General features: G+C 40.5%; 13 protein-coding genes. 11 read left to right on the plus strand and 2 right to left on the minus strand.

Going from position 1 to position 16,711, the window contains the following annotated elements:
* Window positions 1-54 precede the first annotated feature (54 nt).
* Both JWQ54_RS05985 and JWQ54_RS05990 read left to right on the plus strand, forming a co-directional pair.
* Window positions 55-3,111 carry a GH92 family glycosyl hydrolase gene (locus JWQ54_RS05985; RefSeq protein WP_299581584.1) on the plus strand — a complete coding sequence of 1,019 codons (3,057 nt, stop codon included), beginning with the start codon at window positions 55-57 and terminating at the stop codon, window positions 3,109-3,111.
* A gap of 60 nt (window positions 3,112-3,171) precedes the next feature.
* Window positions 3,172-3,855, plus strand: coding sequence for a hypothetical protein (locus tag JWQ54_RS05990; RefSeq protein WP_299581585.1), 684 nt, complete (start codon window positions 3,172-3,174; stop codon window positions 3,853-3,855).
* A 152-nt stretch (window positions 3,856-4,007) separates the two neighbouring features.
* Here JWQ54_RS05990 and JWQ54_RS05995 read toward each other — a convergent pair whose 3' ends face one another.
* Complete coding sequence (locus JWQ54_RS05995) at window positions 4,008-4,886, minus strand: polyphosphate kinase 2 family protein (protein ID WP_299581586.1); 879 nt, start codon at window positions 4,884-4,886, stop codon at window positions 4,008-4,010.
* Window positions 4,887-4,997: 111 nt separating this feature from the next.
* On the opposite strand from JWQ54_RS05995, the gene JWQ54_RS06000 reads away from it, so the two are divergent.
* From JWQ54_RS06000 to msrB, 4 genes are all read left to right on the plus strand, one after another.
* Window positions 4,998-7,331, plus strand: coding sequence for a transglycosylase domain-containing protein (locus JWQ54_RS06000; RefSeq protein WP_299581587.1), 2,334 nt, complete (start codon window positions 4,998-5,000; stop codon window positions 7,329-7,331).
* Between the two features lie 157 nt (window positions 7,332-7,488).
* A complete protein-coding gene (locus JWQ54_RS06005) occupies window positions 7,489-10,641 on the plus strand; it encodes a DPP IV N-terminal domain-containing protein (protein WP_299581588.1) in 3,153 nt (1,050 codons plus the stop codon).
* Window positions 10,642-10,831: 190 nt separating this feature from the next.
* Window positions 10,832-11,440 (plus strand): fasciclin domain-containing protein, encoded by a 609-nt coding sequence (locus JWQ54_RS06010; RefSeq protein ID WP_299581589.1) that lies wholly within the window; start codon window positions 10,832-10,834, stop codon window positions 11,438-11,440.
* Between the two features lie 95 nt (window positions 11,441-11,535).
* A complete protein-coding gene (gene msrB / locus JWQ54_RS06015) occupies window positions 11,536-12,024 on the plus strand; it encodes a peptide-methionine (R)-S-oxide reductase MsrB (RefSeq protein ID WP_299581590.1) in 489 nt (162 codons plus the stop codon).
* Here msrB and JWQ54_RS06020 read toward each other — a convergent pair.
* A complete protein-coding gene (locus JWQ54_RS06020) occupies window positions 12,014-12,370 on the minus strand; it encodes a GIY-YIG nuclease family protein (RefSeq protein ID WP_299581592.1) in 357 nt (118 codons plus the stop codon). The genes msrB and JWQ54_RS06020 overlap by 11 nt on opposite strands.
* Window positions 12,371-12,456: 86 nt before the next feature.
* Between JWQ54_RS06020 and JWQ54_RS06025 the strand changes: the two genes are divergently transcribed.
* The 5 genes from JWQ54_RS06025 (at window position 12,457) to JWQ54_RS06045 (ending at window position 16,706) form a co-directional block, all read left to right on the plus strand.
* On the plus strand, window positions 12,457-13,230 hold the full coding sequence (locus JWQ54_RS06025) for a LexA family transcriptional regulator (RefSeq protein WP_299581641.1): 774 nt from the start codon (window positions 12,457-12,459) through the stop codon (window positions 13,228-13,230).
* A gap of 209 nt (window positions 13,231-13,439) precedes the next feature.
* Window positions 13,440-13,799, plus strand: a complete 360-nt coding sequence (locus JWQ54_RS06030; RefSeq protein ID WP_299581594.1) for a hypothetical protein — start codon at window positions 13,440-13,442, stop codon at window positions 13,797-13,799.
* 79 nt (window positions 13,800-13,878) lie between these two features.
* Window positions 13,879-15,006, plus strand: a complete 1,128-nt coding sequence (locus JWQ54_RS06035; RefSeq protein ID WP_299581595.1) for an 8-amino-7-oxononanoate synthase — start codon at window positions 13,879-13,881, stop codon at window positions 15,004-15,006.
* A complete protein-coding gene (gene bioD / locus JWQ54_RS06040) occupies window positions 14,996-15,613 on the plus strand; it encodes a dethiobiotin synthase (RefSeq protein ID WP_299581597.1) in 618 nt (205 codons plus the stop codon). Before JWQ54_RS06035 ends, bioD begins: the two co-directional genes overlap by 11 nt.
* A gap of 187 nt (window positions 15,614-15,800) precedes the next feature.
* The gene (locus JWQ54_RS06045; protein WP_299581599.1) at window positions 15,801-16,706 is read left to right on the plus strand and encodes a 3-hydroxyacyl-CoA dehydrogenase family protein; all 906 of its coding nucleotides are present in this window, start codon (window positions 15,801-15,803) and stop codon (window positions 16,704-16,706) included.
* Window positions 16,707-16,711: the final 5 nt, after the last annotated feature.

A 16,711-nucleotide genomic window follows, 5' to 3' on the forward strand; every position in this document is an offset into this window, starting at 1 on the left:
TGAATTCTGATTCAGACAATATATCTTTACCCCCTAATAATCATCATTATTCCAATGAAGCTTTTATCCCGCAGCGTCCTGTCGTTTTGTTTTGTTTCACTTTTCGCGCTTTCTTTATCTGCCCAAAAGAAAAAAGATTACACAAAATATGTGAACCCTTTTATTGGTACAGGCGGTCATGGGCATACCTATCCGGGGGCCGTTGTCCCTTTTGGTATGGTACAGCTAAGTCCTGATACCCGCTTAACCGGCTGGGATGGCTGTTCGGGCTATTATTATACAGATACCACTGTTTATGGTTTTTCGCACACGCATTTAAGCGGTACAGGTATTGCAGATTATTGCGATGTGCTGTTTATGCCAACCACCGGGGAACCAAAGTTTAAAAACACCGAATACCTGTCGGGATTCAAAAAGAAAAACGAGGTAGCTACCCCTGGCTATTATAAAACCCATTTGGATAAGTATGATATAGACGTTGAGCTTACGGCCAGTACCCGTGTGGGAGTGCATAAATATAATTTCCCTTCAACTAAAGAGGCCAATATCATCATCGACCTGCAGCATCGCGACAAGGTGCTCGATTCATGGATAGAGGTGGTGAATGATCACGAGATCCGGGGTTACCGGCGATCAAGCTCATGGGCTACAGATCAGTCTTTATATTTTTACGCAAAATTTTCAAAGCCGTTTAAAACCTATGGAATAGCAAGTGACGATCAGTTGCAGCAAGGAAAAAATAAGGTCCAGGGGGGAAACATAAAGATGTATCTCCGGTTTGATAACCCCGGCGAAGTAATCGCGAAAGTAGGGATCTCGTCAGTAAGTGCTGAAGGAGCTCTGAAAAACCTGGATACCGAAGTACCTGATTTCGATTTCAAAAAAGTTCAGCGGGATGCAAAAGCGCTTTGGATAGATCAATTGGCAAAAATAGAGGTTGAGGGTGGTGCCCCCAGCGCATCGGCACAACAGGTTCCACAAAACACACAGGATCCCAATATAGGTTATGACAGCCGTACCAGTGCCCGCAAACTACCGCAGGCACAGAAAAAACAGCCTGTAATTGATTATGTAAAACAAAAGCACACCATATTTTATACGGCGTTATACCATGCCATGCTTGCGCCAAACGTTTACAGCGATGTCGACGGGCAATACCGTGGTATGGATCAAAAGGTTCACAAAGCTGATGGCTTTAATTACTACACTGTATTTTCTTTGTGGGATACTTACCGCGCCGAAGACCCGTTGCTTAACCTGATAGACCGCAAACGCACGCTCGACTTTATAAAATCCTTTTTGGCAATGTACGAGCAGGGTGGCCTGCTGCCTATCTGGCCGCTTGCATCAAACGAAACCTATTGTATGGTGGGTAATCACTCCATCCCGGTAATTGTTGATGCTTATGCAAAAGGCATCCGCGATTTTAATGCAGAAGAAGCATTCACGGCCATGAAAGCTGCCGTAAACCGTAACCAGTTCGGGCTGGATTCGTACCGTAAAAATGGGGTAGTGCTTTCTGATGATGAGCACGAATCGGTTTCAAAAACGCTGGAATATGCTTTTGACGATTGGTGTATTGCTCAAATGGCAAAAATGCTGAACAAGCCACAGGACTATACCGAATTTATTAAACGTGCCCAGTACTGGAAAAACAACTTTAATGATCAGAATGGCTTTATGCAGGCCCGGGCAAACGGTGGCTGGTATACCCCTTTTGAGCCTACTGAGATCAATAATAACTATACCGAAGGCAACTCGTGGCAATACTCATTTTTAGCGCCGCAGGATGTTGAAAGCCTTGCAAACCGTATGGGCGGCAAAGCAGCTTTTGAATCCAAGCTGGATGAATTGTTTACTACAGATTCAAAACTTAGCGGCCGCCAGCAGGATGATGTGAGCGGTTTAATTGGCCAGTATGCACATGGTAATGAGCCAAGCCACCACATGGCTTACCTGTATAACTTTACGGACGCACCCGAAAAGACCCAGCTATACATAAGCCGGATTTTGCGCGAGGAATACAGCGATAAGCCCGACGGCTTATCCGGCAATGAAGATTGCGGGCAGATGTCGGCCTGGTATGTGATGAGCTCTTTAGGGATCTATAACATAGCACCGGGACAACAACAGTTTCAAATTGGCATCCCGCAATTTGATAAGGCAGTCATCAACCTGGAGAACGGTAAAAAATTCACCATTACCAACCCGGGGGCAAACGTAAGCCGTGCCAATATTTATTTGCAGGGCATGAGCCTGAATAAAAAATCACACAATAAGCTTTACCTTGATTATGCTGATATTGCCAACGGCGGCGATTTTGAAGTACTTACCGGCAAGCTGCCAAACAGTATTTTTGTGCAGGGTCTTGAAAAACCAACGTCAAAAATCACTGATAGCCTGATCATATCTGATCCGTATATTATTGCGCCATCCAAAACATTTAAACAGCCTATGCGGGTTGAAATAAAATGCGCCGATAAAAACGCGAAGATCTTTTACACAACTGAGGGCACCGTTCCTACTGCTAATTCCACCCTGTACACCGGGCCTTTGGAGGTTTCATCAAATGCTACCATAAAAGCGATAGCTCTTGAAGGCAGCAAGTCAAGCTTTGCTGTTACAGGTACATTTAACAAAATAAGGGATGATATTAAACTAACCCTTGTTAACAAATACCTGCCAAACTATGCCGACCAGGGCGATAATACCCTTATAAACGGCATCCGCGGCAAAGCCAACTGGCGCCTGGGCAACTGGCAGGGCTATCAGAATAATGATGTTGTAGCCATAATTGACCTGCAGCAGGTTAAACCCGTTAAACAGGTGACGTTCGGCGCCCTGCAGGATAGCCGCTCATGGATCGTGTTCCCGAAACAGGTTGAATATTATACCTCAAATGATGGTGTAAACTACAAGCTGGCAGCTACCGTAAACACAAAAGTGGATGTTAAAGATTTGGAAGTACAAACCCAGGACTTTGTTGCTCCGTTAAACACCAGCACTCGGTTTATCAAAGTAATAGCCAAACAATATGGCCCGCTCCCCGACTGGCACGAAAGCAAAGGCAGCCCATCGTATATTTTTGCGGATGAGATAGTGGTGGAGTGATCAGAGGTTGGAGATTAGAGACTAGGATTAACAACTTTATAACCTAATTTACGATATAAAATGCGCCATTACGGAATGCCATATGATAGCACGATAGGTGTTGCACCGATATGGGGAGTTATATCATTTTTTATTCTTCTTTACATTGTGTTCAGAGTTTGGTGGCAATTAAAGAGGGATAAAAAGAAAGTCATTGAAAGTAATACTCTCAAAAAAAGCATAGGAAAAGCGAAGGCTATGTTATTTTTTCATGAAGATGATTTTTGCCAAATAGAGCTTTTGGTAAATGAGAACCAGAAATATATTCAATCACAATGCGAAAAAATACAGGAATCATCTGAAAAAAATTTTAACGGTATAGGTTATACAGATGTTTCTATACGCGATGATATCCGTGTTGAATTAAATACGAAACAAATACTAACAGACGATTTTGAAAATTTGCTTTTCCATTTTGGTTTTTCAAAAGCTTCAAAAGTTATAACAGGTTATGGACAAAGTTATAGAATACCCGCCCCTAATACTATCGGTTTCGGCAAGGATTATGCTGCGATATATTTCAGATTTGAAGGAAATATAATAACAAAAATATGGCTGACCCAACCTTGGAACATGGAAAACGACAAGCTCACCCTATTTCTAAATGAAGTCGGTAAAAAATGGGGGCTTTTATTAATCGATTGGGAAGCAACAGAAATTGTTAATTTGTTAGACGAAGATGCAATATTAAATTATTTGTCCTAAAATCATCCGTTTGCTGATGAGATTGTGGTTGAGTAAACCGCTGATTATTTTGATTGAATGATTTGCTAATTTAGCCATCCAATCCTGCGAATCTTTAAATCCTTTAATCGTGGTTCAAAATCGGTGAAATCACTCTAATATAATCAGTGAAATCACTTCTCCTCTAATAACTTCCTCGCCTCGTCCAATTTCTCCTTCTCCTCCTTTGGCAAAACCGGGTATTTCAAATCCAGGTCTTTTAAAATTTCCAGTATAATAGTTGAAATAGCCAGCCTGGTGAACCATTTTTTATCGGCAGGAATAATATACCAGGGGCATTGCTTTGTAGAGGTTTCCTTGATAGCCTTTTCATAAGCCTTCATATAATCACCCCAAAACTCGCGTTCCCGGATGTCTTCTGCCGAAAATTTCCAGTTCTTTTTCGGGTCTTCAATTCGTTTTAAAAAGCGCTCCTTTTGCTCGTCTTTTGACACATTTAGAAAAAACTTGATAATTATAGTCCCGTTATTAACCAGGTGTTTTTCAAATGAACGGATACTTTCATAACGGCGTTCCCAAAACGCATCGTCAACTTCTTTAACCGAATCAATTCCGTGAAGGTGCTCCTTTAGTAGCAATTCAGGATGCACCTTCGTTATTAGCACATTTTCATAATGCGACCGGTTATGAACGCCGATGCGTCCGCACTCAGGCAAAGCCTTGTAATGCCTCCATAAAAAATCATGATCCAGTTCTTCTGCGCTTGGTTGTTTAAAGCTATACACCTCACACCCCTGCGGGTTTAAGCCCGACATGGTATGTGCAATTGCTCCATCTTTCCCTGCCGCGTCCATAGCCTGGAATATAATTAGCAAAGAGTACCGGTTATCAGCATATAGTGTTGCAGCCAGATCAAAGGTCTGTTTGATCAGGTCTTGAAGTACTGGTTCCGCATCTTCCTTTTTAAAACCATCAGAATGTGCCGGATCAAAGTCTTTAAGTGAAAAGTTTTCTCCGTCAGTTATTTTAAATTTCTTAATTATGTCTTTCATTTTATAAAATTGGTAAATGCAAGTTAACTTAAAATTTACCTCCAAAAATTACGTTGTTAATATTTGTTAAATTGCCTATGATTTAGGGCCATTATTTTACATCTTTACCCCATGTTCAGACGGATAAAAAACCAATACCTGAGATATTTTTTAATCTTCATCTATTTTGTTATTATATTTTTCTGCTCCATCGAATTAAATTTTTTGTGGTTATTTGGCTATTCGCCTGATATGCACGATATTAAAAATCCAAGCATGTCACTGGCATCCGAAGTATATTATGCCGATGGAACATTGATAGGCCGTTATTATAAAGAAAACCGCTCGCCGGTTGAATTTAACAAGATCTCTCCTAATATTATAAATGCCCTTATTGCTACTGAAGATGTGAGATTTTACCACCATAATGGGGTTGATTTTTATTCCTTTTTTACAAGTATGCTTTCAACTGCTAAAGGCGAAAGGCGCGGCGGTAGCACCATTACCCAGCAGCTGGCAAAAAATCTGTTTGAAACCCGTAAAAAGAAATCGCAGGGCTTGATAAAACATGTGCCGCTTATCCGAACGGTTGTTTATAAATGCAAAGAGTGGCTTACGGCCTTTAAAATTGAGCATGTTTACAGCAAGCAGGAAATCCTGACACTATATTTAAACACAGTTCCGTTTGGGAATAATACATTTGGCATTAAAACGGCATCGTTAAAGCTATTTAATAAAACACCCGATAAGGTTAACGCTGATGAATCTGCCACTTTGGTAGGGATGCTTAAGGCGACATCAACCTATAATCCTATAAATAACCCTAGGCATTCGCTCGAAAGGCGTAATACGGTGTTGGGGCAAATGCTTAAATACAATTACATTAAAAAGGCCGATTACGACACCAGCATCACCAAACCTATTAAGCTTGATCTAAGCTATGTTGAAAACGAAGGCCAGGGCGACTCATACCTACGCCAGGCCGTTGGCCGCTGGCTTAAAAAGTGGTTAAAGGATAATGATTATGACCTTTACGAGGACGGCCTTAAAATATATACCACCATTGATCCTCGCCTGCAGCAATATGCCGAAGAAGCCGTTGCCGAAAAGATGAAAATGCTGCAAAAACGTTTCAATAATTTGTGGGGAAATAAAAACCCGTGGCAGGATTTAAACGGTGTTGAAATAAAGGACTTCTTATTGAAAGCAGAACAGCATTTGCCTATTTATGCAATGCTTCAAAAAAAATACAGCAACAATACGGAACTTATAAAGCAATATTTTGAAAAGCCTAAACGCATGAAGGTATTTACCTGGAATGGCGAAAAAGATACCACATTTTCAAGTACCGACTCCATAAAATATTATACCCGCCTTTTAAACACAGGAATGATGACGATGGAACCATCATCCGGGAAGATAAAGGTATGGGTTGGCGGTATTGATTACCGGTATTTTAATTATGATCACGTAAACCAGGCGCGCAGGCAGGCGGGCTCAACATTTAAACCATTTGCCTACTTAACTGCTTTGGACAATGGCTTTAGTCCATGTGATAAATTTACTGATAAACCTGTATCAATTAAATATACAGATGAAGGCAGAGCGCAGGTTTGGGAGCCTAATAATGCCGATTTTCATTTCTCGTACCAGGAAATGTCATTGCGTTGGGCCATGGGTAAATCTGTTAATTCCATTACTGCGCAGGTAACAGAAAAGGTTGGCTGGAATAAAGTTGTTGAATATGCACACAAGGTAGGTATAGAAAGTCCGTTAAGGGCTATTCCATCGGTATCGCTAGGATCAAACGACGTTTCTGTTTATGAAATGGTTAGGGCTTATAGTACATTTTTGAATAAAGGCAAGAAGGTTGATCCTTTACTGGTAACAAAAATAACCGAACAGGATGGTACTGTATTAAAGGAGTTTACGCTTAAAGAAGAACAGGTTATAAGCGAGGAAACTGCGTGGCTGATGTTATACATGTTCCGTGGCGGTATGGACGAGCCGGGCGGTACTTCACAAGCTCTGTGGGAGTATCCCGGCTTATGGAAAAAAAACAGCAACCAGATAGGCGGTAAAACAGGCACCTCATCAAAGTATGTTGATGGCTGGTATATGGGTATTACCAAAGATTTAGTGACAGGTGTTTGGGTTGGTGACGATGACCGAAGTGTGCACTTTACCAGCTCAGAAACAGGCGAAGGCTCGCACACTGCCCTGCCGATATTTGCCCGCTTTATGGAAAAGGTTTATGCCGATCCCAAATCCGGTTATACACCAGGCCCTTTCCCTAAACCATGGGTAAAGATCACCAAAAAATACGACTGCCCGTCACCGCTGCCGGTAGTTGATTCAGCTGAAACAGACAGCTTATTCAGGCCGCTTGATTCATTAAAAGCTCAACCGGCGCCTGTACCTGTTGTAACACCGATAATTCCAGAAACTAAAATATCGAATCGTTAATTTGATAGGTGATGGTTGACTGAGTTGATTAAAACAAGTGGCTGATTAGTTTATAAAACATTGAACAATAAAGAACGTCATAACTCAGTCAACTTAATCAACCTAATCCAACTTAATCAACTTTTAACTAATTTAGCCTTATTCTATTTATCGCCATATGAATAAACACTTCCCTTCCCTGGTTAAAATAAAAAGGCACCTTATTATATTGCTTTGTGTAGTGGGTTCGCTCCTGTTTAGCCTTCAGGCTAAAGCCCAATATTTCGGGCAAAATAAAGTACGATACAAAAACCTAAAGTTCCAGGTTTATAAAACCCCGCATTTCGAGATCTACTATTACCTCAAAAATGATAGTATGATCAGGCGTTTTGCCCAGGAAAGCGAACTTTGGTATACCCTTCATCAGCAAATTTTCAGGGACACGTTCAGGAGGGTTAATCCTATTATTTTATACGCCGACCACCCTGATTTTCAGCAAACAACAGCTGTTGACGGCGAGATTGATGTGGGTACCGGCGGTATTACCGAAGGTTTAAAAAACCGTGTGGTAATGCCCATTATGGAAACCAACCAGATGACCCGCCACGTCATCGGGCACGAGCTGGTACATGCGTTCCAATACCATGCATTACAGGGAGGCGATTCTACCACTTTCGAAAACATCGGCAACCTGCCATTGTGGATGATTGAAGGTATGGCTGAATATCTTTCATTAGGGAAAAAAGATTCATACACCGCTATGTGGATGCGCGATGCCTATTTAAACCACGATATCCCGACAGTTAGAGACCTTACCGAAAGCAATAAATACTTCCCTTATCGTTATGGCGAAGCTTTCTGGTCGTTCATCGGGTCAACCTATGGCGATACGGTTATTGTGCCATTCTTTAAAAACACGGCTCGTTTCGGGTTGTCATATGGCATAAGGCGTACATTCGGTTATGATGATAAAACATTATCCAGCCTTTGGAAAAGCTCAATTGAAGCCACTTACAAGCCTTATTTAAAAGACACAGCACAGGTGCCGGTAGGTACCAGGATAATTGATGAGCGAAACTCAGGTAAAATGAACCTGGCACCGTCAGTCAGTCCGGATGGTAAATACCTCGCCTTTTTATCAGAAAAGAATTTATTTGCGGTCGATTTGTTTTTGGCTGATGCTAAAACAGGGCGGATAATGCGAAAGCTCACGAGCAAGATCTCCAATACCCATATTGACGAATTTAACTTTATTGAATCGGCCGGCACATGGTCTCCGGATAGTAAGAAGTTTGCCTTTAGCGTGTTTAACAAAGGGATAAACCGCATGGTGGTGGTCGATGTAGCCTCAGGAAGCATCATCAATGATGTTGCCATGGGCAAGGCCGAGCAATTCAGCAACCTATCATGGTCGCCTGATGGGAAAAATATAGTTTTCCAGGGCTTAGCCGAAGGCCAGGGTGATTTATATATGTATAATTTTGATACGAAGCAGGTTAAACAACTAACTAACGATAAGTACACCGATTACCAGCCAAGCTTTTCGAGGGATGGAAAAAAGATCATTTTTTCGAGCGACAGAACAACTTATGATCAGTCATTATCATACCAGATAACATTTAACCTGGCCGAGCTTGACCTGGCAACAGGAAAAGTTACCGATATAAAAATATTTAACGGAGCAAATAATTTAAACCCACAATATTCATCTGACGGATCGCAAATTTATTTCCTGTCAAATCAAGATGGCTTCCGTAATATGTACCGCTACACACTTGCAACCGCAAGTGTTGAGCAGATGACCAGCCTGTTTACAGGTATTAGCGGAATAACCGAATATGCCCCGGCTTTGAGCATTTCTGCCAATAACGATATTGTTTATTCGTATTACAGTAAACAGAAGTATTCGCTATACAATGCTAAAGCTAGCGATTTTAAACCACAGGCTGTTAGCGATACAGTCGGCGATTTCGGGGCAGGCATCCTCCCTCCCGCGCGTTCTGTAGGTGTGGATCTGATCAACTCTAACTTAAATAATTACCTGGCATACCCTAAATTACCGACTGATTCCATAAAAACCATCCCTTATAAGCCGCAGTTTAAAATGGATTACCTGGCAAGCAGTGGTATAGGTGCATCCGTAAGCCAGTATGGTACAGGCTTGTCAAGCGGGGTACAGGGTGTTTTTAGCGATATATTGGGGCGTAACCAGATCTATGCAGGCTTAGCAGTAAATGGCGAGATCTATGATTTTGGCGGACAATTTACCTATATTAACCAAACCGGCCGTTGGAATATTGGAGGAAGCATCTCACACATTCCATTCCAAACTGCTAACTATAGTATTGTCAATTCAACATACAAGCCTAATAGCACCACAACAATTCCTTCGGTTGAGGAAAGATACGACCTGATCAGGATCTTCCAGGACCAGGCTTCGTTATTTACATCATACCCTATTACAAAGAAAACTCGTGTTGAATTTGGCACAGGTTTGTCACATTACTATTACCGGGTTGACAGGTATAGTACTGTATATGATACCCTTGGCAATATATTGGATTACACCAAACGCCATGTACCCAATTCTGAATATAATTCTGATCCGGCAAATAATGGCTATAACCTAACGCCATTTACAATTTTCAATGTAAATACAGCGTTGGTTGGTGATAACTCATTCTTTGGGGTGGCATCTCCCTTAAGCGGCTACCGCTACCGTTTGCAAGCAGAATATGATTTTGGAACCTACCGCTTTTTTGCTCCCACAATTGATTTAAGGGAATACCTGCGTGTAGCACCTGTAACTTTTGCCGCACGTTTATATGGTTACGGGCGATTCGGTAATACCGGTAACCTTTATCAATTATACGTTGGCTATCCGTTCCTCATCCGTGGATATGAAGCGCAAACTTTTTACAACAAAAATGGTAAAACGCCGACAAACGGGTTCACTATTGATCAACTATCCGGAAACCGTATTGCCGTTGCAAATTTTGAAGTGCGCTTACCATTTACAGGTCCTGAAAAGTTATCGCAGTTTAAATCAAAGATCTTGTTTACTGAGCTTAATGCATTTTTTGATGCCGGTTTAGCCTGGAACTCTGGCGACCAGATAAAATTTCAGCAAGCCCCTGACGCTATAGGGAAAGATGCCAATGGTCAAACTATTTACAACCCAAACCAGCGTGTGCCTGCACTTAGCGCCGGTATATCATTAAGGGTAAATATATTTGGCTATTTTGTACTGGAGCCATACCTGGCAGTACCGTTTAACCGAACCGATGTAAGTAAACCCGTGTTTGGTTTAGGATTTACCCCGGGATGGTAGGTTGAAGAAGAGTCAGGAGTCTTTAGTCGAAAGTCAGGAGTCAATAAATGAGGGATAAAAATTTCAATTGCAAAGTTTATCTTTTTTCTTTTGACTTAAGACTCCCGACTTTTGAATTAAGACTTAATCCTGACTCTTCCTTGATTCTTGGTTCTTGATTCTTAAATCTTTTACACCTATTTTTGCGGCCATGAAAAAATGGTTAATCATTTTATTAATAACTGTTAGCGGTCAAAGTTTATTTGCACAAAATGCACCGGCGGCTCGCCCGGTTATTGATTCGGTAAAAGCGAAGTGGGGAAAAGTAAAAAATGTAAATGGTACCGCAATGGTATCATCAAATAATATTATTGAAAACATAGGTCTGTCAAACGAATATAGTGTATTGGTAACAGCTATAGAAGATGCCGGACTAACGGAAACCTTTAAAAGCAAGGGTCCTATCACCTTCTTTGCTCCTACTAACCAGGCATTTGAAAAATTACCGGCAGGCGAGCTTGATACACTCTTAAAACCCAGCCATAAGCTTGATTTGAATTATCTGATAACCAGCCACGCTATTGTTGGCAGGCTAACCGTAAAAGATATTCAAAGAAAGATCAACTCAAATAAAGGCGAAGCTACTTTCCGTACAATTGCAGGCACTACGTTAACAGCAAAAATTGATGCTAACCGGAATATTGTTTTAATAGACGACAATGGCGGACAAAGTATTATCAGCAAATTTGATATTCAGCAAAGCAACGGGATGCTGCATATTGTTAACGCTGTTTTGGTACCAAAAACAAAAAATATATAAACAGACTTCCAGCTGACAAACCTGCTGCTATAATTTTTCGTAATTTAGTTTGTAAGGATATAATGAATCCTGCGACTAAATAAAAACTAATGAAAATGAAAAAATCAATTTTAGCACTGGCAATACTAACAGTATTTATTGCCTTTGGTTGCCAGTTAAGCAGCGGCCAGGTAAAAAAATATGATCCAAAACGCAAAATGAGTAAAACTCCCGCAGAATGGAAAAAAATACTAACCCCTAACGAGTACCATATAATGGTTGAAAGCGGAACCGAGCCGCCGTTTCAAAATGCATACCACGACAATCACCAAAAAGGCGTTTACGTAAGTGCCGCTACTGGCGAAGTTTTATTCACATCAGATGACAAATTTGATAGCGGTACCGGCTGGCCAAGTTTTGTAAAACCGGTTGACCCTAAAAAAATTGAAATTGTACAAGATAACAGCTACGGCGAAACCCGTGATGAAGTTATTGAAAAAAGCACCGGCCTGCATCTGGGTCACGTTTTTGATGACGGCCCTGCCGACAGGGGCGGAAAAAGATACTGCATGAATTCGGGAGCTTTAAAGTTTATTAAAAAGTAAGCGCTTTCCTGTTTGAGCTAATTGACGGGCGAAGCTGCGGCCTTACCCGTATTCCGCTTTCATAACTTAATCCAATGGTCAGATCTACCCAATCAGGGTTAACAGGTCTGATCATTTTTTCTTTTTGGGGCCTTGTAAAAGTACTTACCGTTTTAAAGCGTTCCATTGCCTGTTCCTCTGTATTTATCTCTTCAAAATAAACCAAACGGTTAAGTTGTTTTGAATTATCAAAAAATAAAGTAGGCATCTGGCGATAAAAATCAAGAGTTTTCAACAGGTCTGAACATAGGCCTACATGTAAGTTATTGCGGTTTCTGTCGGTAATGATATAGATAAAGCGTTTCATATTGATAAATAAAATTTGCTGTTTGAAAAATAATTACTAATTTTATGAGCATAAAAATACTAATAATTTTAGCAATTCCAAATTTTATGTCAAATATTCCTTCAAATATTAAATTTCTCCGTAAAAAGAAAGGCCTTACCCAGCAGCAATTTGCTGATGAATTGGGCATAAAACGGTCACTTGTAGGTGCTTATGAAGAGGAAAGAGCTGATCCGAAATATGATCTGCTAAAAAAAATAGCATTATTCTTCGAGATCTCTATTGATGATTTTATTAATGAAGTTATTGATGAGAAATGGGCGCCAAAGCCAAAAGGCAATCCGGCTAACCTGCGTGTTTTAAGTATCTCTGTTGATAAGGAAGATAATGAGAACATTGAACTGGTACCTCTAAAAGCAAGCGCCGGATATTTGAATGGCTATGCCGACCCTGAATATGTGGCCAAATTGCCAAAGTTTTATTTACCCATGTTTAAGCAGGGCACATACCGCGCTTTTGAAATAAAAGGCGATTCGATGTTGCCCCTGCAATCAGGCACCATTATTATAGGAGAGTATGTTGAAAACTGGGGTGATGTAAAAACTGCCGAAACCTACGTAGTGATTTCAAAAACCGAAGGCGTAGTTTACAAGCGCATTGGTAATAAATTTAAAGACAATAAAAAACTAAAGCTGGTATCAGACAATCCGGTATACGAACCCTACGAAATAGGCGGCGAAGATATTTTAGAACTATGGAAGGCAAAAGCATATATCTCAACGCACATGCCCATCCCAACACCTGAGCCAACCCTCGAAAGCCTAACCGGCATGATGGCACAAATGCAGCGGTCGATCTCTAATCTGCAGGGAAATAATTAAGGGAGAGTTGATAAGTTGGATTAAGTGAGTGGTTGATTGAGTTATTAAAACATTAAAAGTTTTATAACATTTAGTATTTAACTTAATCAACTCAATCCAACCTAATCAACTCAATCAACCACTCCCTACCACGCAACAATTAAGTTACATGTTAACAATTAAACCTTCCTGGGGTTATCTTTATCTATAGATTAAAAAACTGAAAAACCATGAGAAAATTTTTGTTAATGTGCTGCTTCCTTGTCGGAATTACAGCAATGGCCCATGCACAAGGTGGTCAAAGAAGAAGTCCGGAAGATCAGGCTAAGGCGTTACAAACATCGCTGAAGCTTAGTGACGATCAAACAACTAAGGTAACCGCCATTTTAAAAGTTCAGGCTACTAAAATGGATAGCGTAAGAACGGCTGCTAATGGCGACAGAACCGCGATGAGATCGGCAATGGGCCCTATCAGGACTGCCACAAGTGATCAGATCAAAGCTATTTTAACCCAGGATCAGGCTACTGCTTATCAAAAATTCCTTGACGAACAGCGTGCAAGGATGCAAGGCGGTGGTGGTGGTAATTAATCGCCCGCGTCATTAAATTTTTAAGAAAGCGCTCCATTAAACCGGGGCGCTTTCTTTATTTTAGCAGAAATTTTTAGTCTTGGGAACATCAGAAGAATTCATCAGGAAAAAGCTAGAGGAAAGACAGGCTGTCGGAATATACCGGTCGTTAAAACCTGACAATACGCTAATTGATTTCTGCTCAAATGATTACTTGGGTTTTGCACGTTCACCTATATTGAAAAATAAAATTGATACTGAAATCCGCAGCAATAAACGGGTACAAAACGGATCTACAGGCTCGAGATTATTATCAGGCAATTCAAACTATACAGAAGAAACCGAGCACTATATAGCTACACTTCACAATTGCGAAGCCGGACTGACCTTTAACTCCGGTTATGATGCCAACCTTGGTTTATTTTCCTCACTCCCCCAACGCGGCGATACCATAATTTTAGATGAGTTGGTGCATGCGTCAATAATTGACGGTGCGCGTTTAGGCTTTGCAAACAGGTACACATTTAAACATAACGACCTTAATAGTCTTGAAGATAAGCTAAAGCTGGCCAAAGGCAATTGCTATGTAGCTATTGAAAGTGTATATTCAATGGATGGCGATACTCCGCCAATAGTGGATATTGCGTCCCTCGTTGAAAAATTTGGCGCCAATTTAATTGTTGATGAAGCACACGCCGTTGGTTTGTTCGGATTCGGGCTAGTTGACAGGCATTTGCAAAACAAGGTTTTTGCCAGGATAATAACCTTTGGAAAAGCTTTAGGCTGCCATGGGGCAATAATATTGGGAAGTAATTTATTTCGCGAATACCTTATAAATTTTGCCCGGCCGTTTATTTATACCACTGCAGCCTCTCATCACCAGGTGGCTTCTGTAAAAATGGCTTACCAGCATTTACAGGATTCGGCAAACGAAATTGAAAAACTTAAAAATAACATCCAATTATTCAAACAAAACGTAAGTAATAATGTAGGGAATCTGCTTATTGAGAGCAACAGTGCAATACAATGTATGATATTAAATAGTAATGAAAAGGCAAAAGCAGCTGCCAGGCGACTGCAAAACGCAGGACTGGATGTACGGGCCATCCTAAGCCCAACGGTAGCAGAGGGGAGCGAACGGATAAGGGTATGCCTGCACTCTTTTAATACTAAAAATGAAATAGCCTTATTAACCGATACCATAAATAAATTAGTGGATGCCGAATAGAACCATATTTATTACAGGAATTGGAACCGGGATAGGTAAAACCATTATATCGGCAGCTTTGGTTGAAAAGCTAAAAGCAGATTATTGGAAACCCATACAATCCGGCGATCTTGATAACAGTGATACGCTGAAAGTAAAAAGTTTAATAACAAATAACATCTCTGTTTTTCATCCGGAGGCTTATAAGCTTACTCAGCCGTTTTCTCCACATAAATCTGCTGCCATTGATGGGATAAGTATCGACAAAAATAAGATCATAATCCCCGAAACTGATAACACCTTAATTATTGAAGGCGCCGGAGGTTTGATGGTTCCGTTAAAGGATAACTTTTTAATGATCGATCTGATCAAACAATTAGATACCGGGGTGATATTGGTTTCGCAAAATTACCTGGGCAGTATTAATCATACACTTTTGTCAATCGATGCTTTAAAAAATCGCGATATACCTATAAAAGGAATTATATTTAGTGGACTAAAGGACACCTATTCCGAGGAATTTATTTTAGACTATAGCGGAGTTGAATTACTTGGTCATGTGCCGGAATATAATCTTATTAATAAAAAAAACATAATTGATGCCGGGAGCTTCATTGAGTTTATTTAGTCCGAAAGTCGGGAAAGTCAGTAGAGTCCGAAGAAAATATTCACGTAACTTTACAACCTCAAAAACTTAATCAACTTAATCAACTTAATCAACTTAATCAACTTAATCAACTTAATCAACTTAATCAACTTAATCAACTTAATCAACTTAATCAACTTAATCAACTTAATCAACTTAATCAACCAACATGAACAACATTACCGTAATAGGTTCCGGAACGATGGGTAACGGAATTGCACACACTTTTGCGCAGAATGGCTTTAAAGTTGCTTTGGTTGATATTAACCAGGATGCACTGGACCGTTCCATACAAACCATAACAGGCAATCTGGACAGGCAGGTAAAAAAAGGCACTATTGATGAACAGCTTAAATCAACTACCTTAAATAATATAACAACCTATACTGATTTGAAAACAGCTGCTTCAAATGCCGATTTGGTAATTGAAGCGGCAACCGAAAACCGCGAGATTAAACTTAACCTGTTTAAACAGCTAAACGAACATTGTAAGGAAGGCGCTATACTGGCTTCCAACACATCGTCAATATCAATAACACAAATTGCATCAGTAACAAAAGCTCCTGGCAATGTAATAGGCATGCACTTTATGAACCCGGTGCCGGTAATGAAACTGGTTGAAGTGATTCGCGGCTATGCTACCACTGATGAAGTTACTAATACTATTATGGAACTGTCAAAGCAATTGAATAAAGTTCCGGTTGAGGTAAATGATTATCCGGGCTTTGTAGCAAACCGTATTTTAATGCCGATGATAAATGAGGCTATTTATACGTTGTTTGAAGGTGTAGCCGGTGTTGACGAGATTGATACAGTTATGAAATTGGGTATGGCCCACCCTATGGGCCCACTCCAGTTGGCAGATTTTATAGGTCTTGATGTTTGCCTGGCTATATTGAACGTATTATACAACGGTTTCGGTAATCAAAAATATGCACCCTGCCCATTGCTGGTTAATATGGTAACCGCCGGACACACTGGTATAAAATCAGGCAGTGGATTTTATAAATACACGCCGGGAAGTAAAGACCTTGTGATTTCCGATAAATTCTCCAAAATGACAAGACTTACATAGTTTGA

This window comes from Mucilaginibacter sp., from assembly GCF_028288225.1.
In the GTDB taxonomy this organism is placed as follows: domain Bacteria; phylum Bacteroidota; class Bacteroidia; order Sphingobacteriales; family Sphingobacteriaceae; genus Mucilaginibacter.

Excerpts from the sequence above, each read along its gene's own strand:
- JWQ54_RS06000 (WP_299581587.1), top strand. The coding sequence starts at position 4,998 with ATGTTCAGACGGATAAAAAACCAATACCTGAGATATTTTTTAATCTTC.
- JWQ54_RS06030 (WP_299581594.1), top strand. The coding sequence starts at position 13,440 with ATGAGAAAATTTTTGTTAATGTGCTGCTTCCTTGTCGGAATTACAGCA.
- JWQ54_RS05990 (WP_299581585.1), top strand. The coding sequence starts at position 3,172 with ATGCGCCATTACGGAATGCCATATGATAGCACGATAGGTGTTGCACCG.
- JWQ54_RS06025 (WP_299581641.1), top strand. The coding sequence starts at position 12,457 with ATGTCAAATATTCCTTCAAATATTAAATTTCTCCGTAAAAAGAAAGGC.
- bioD (WP_299581597.1), top strand. The coding sequence starts at position 14,996 with ATGCCGAATAGAACCATATTTATTACAGGAATTGGAACCGGGATAGGT.
- JWQ54_RS05995 (WP_299581586.1), bottom strand. The coding sequence starts at position 4,886 with ATGAAAGACATAATTAAGAAATTTAAAATAACTGACGGAGAAAACTTT.
- JWQ54_RS06045 (WP_299581599.1), top strand. The coding sequence starts at position 15,801 with ATGAACAACATTACCGTAATAGGTTCCGGAACGATGGGTAACGGAATT.
- JWQ54_RS05985 (WP_299581584.1), top strand. The coding sequence starts at position 55 with ATGAAGCTTTTATCCCGCAGCGTCCTGTCGTTTTGTTTTGTTTCACTT.
- JWQ54_RS06020 (WP_299581592.1), bottom strand. The coding sequence starts at position 12,370 with ATGAAACGCTTTATCTATATCATTACCGACAGAAACCGCAATAACTTA.
- msrB (WP_299581590.1), top strand. The coding sequence starts at position 11,536 with ATGAAAAAATCAATTTTAGCACTGGCAATACTAACAGTATTTATTGCC.
- JWQ54_RS06010 (WP_299581589.1), top strand. The coding sequence starts at position 10,832 with ATGAAAAAATGGTTAATCATTTTATTAATAACTGTTAGCGGTCAAAGT.
- JWQ54_RS06005 (WP_299581588.1), top strand. The coding sequence starts at position 7,489 with ATGAATAAACACTTCCCTTCCCTGGTTAAAATAAAAAGGCACCTTATT.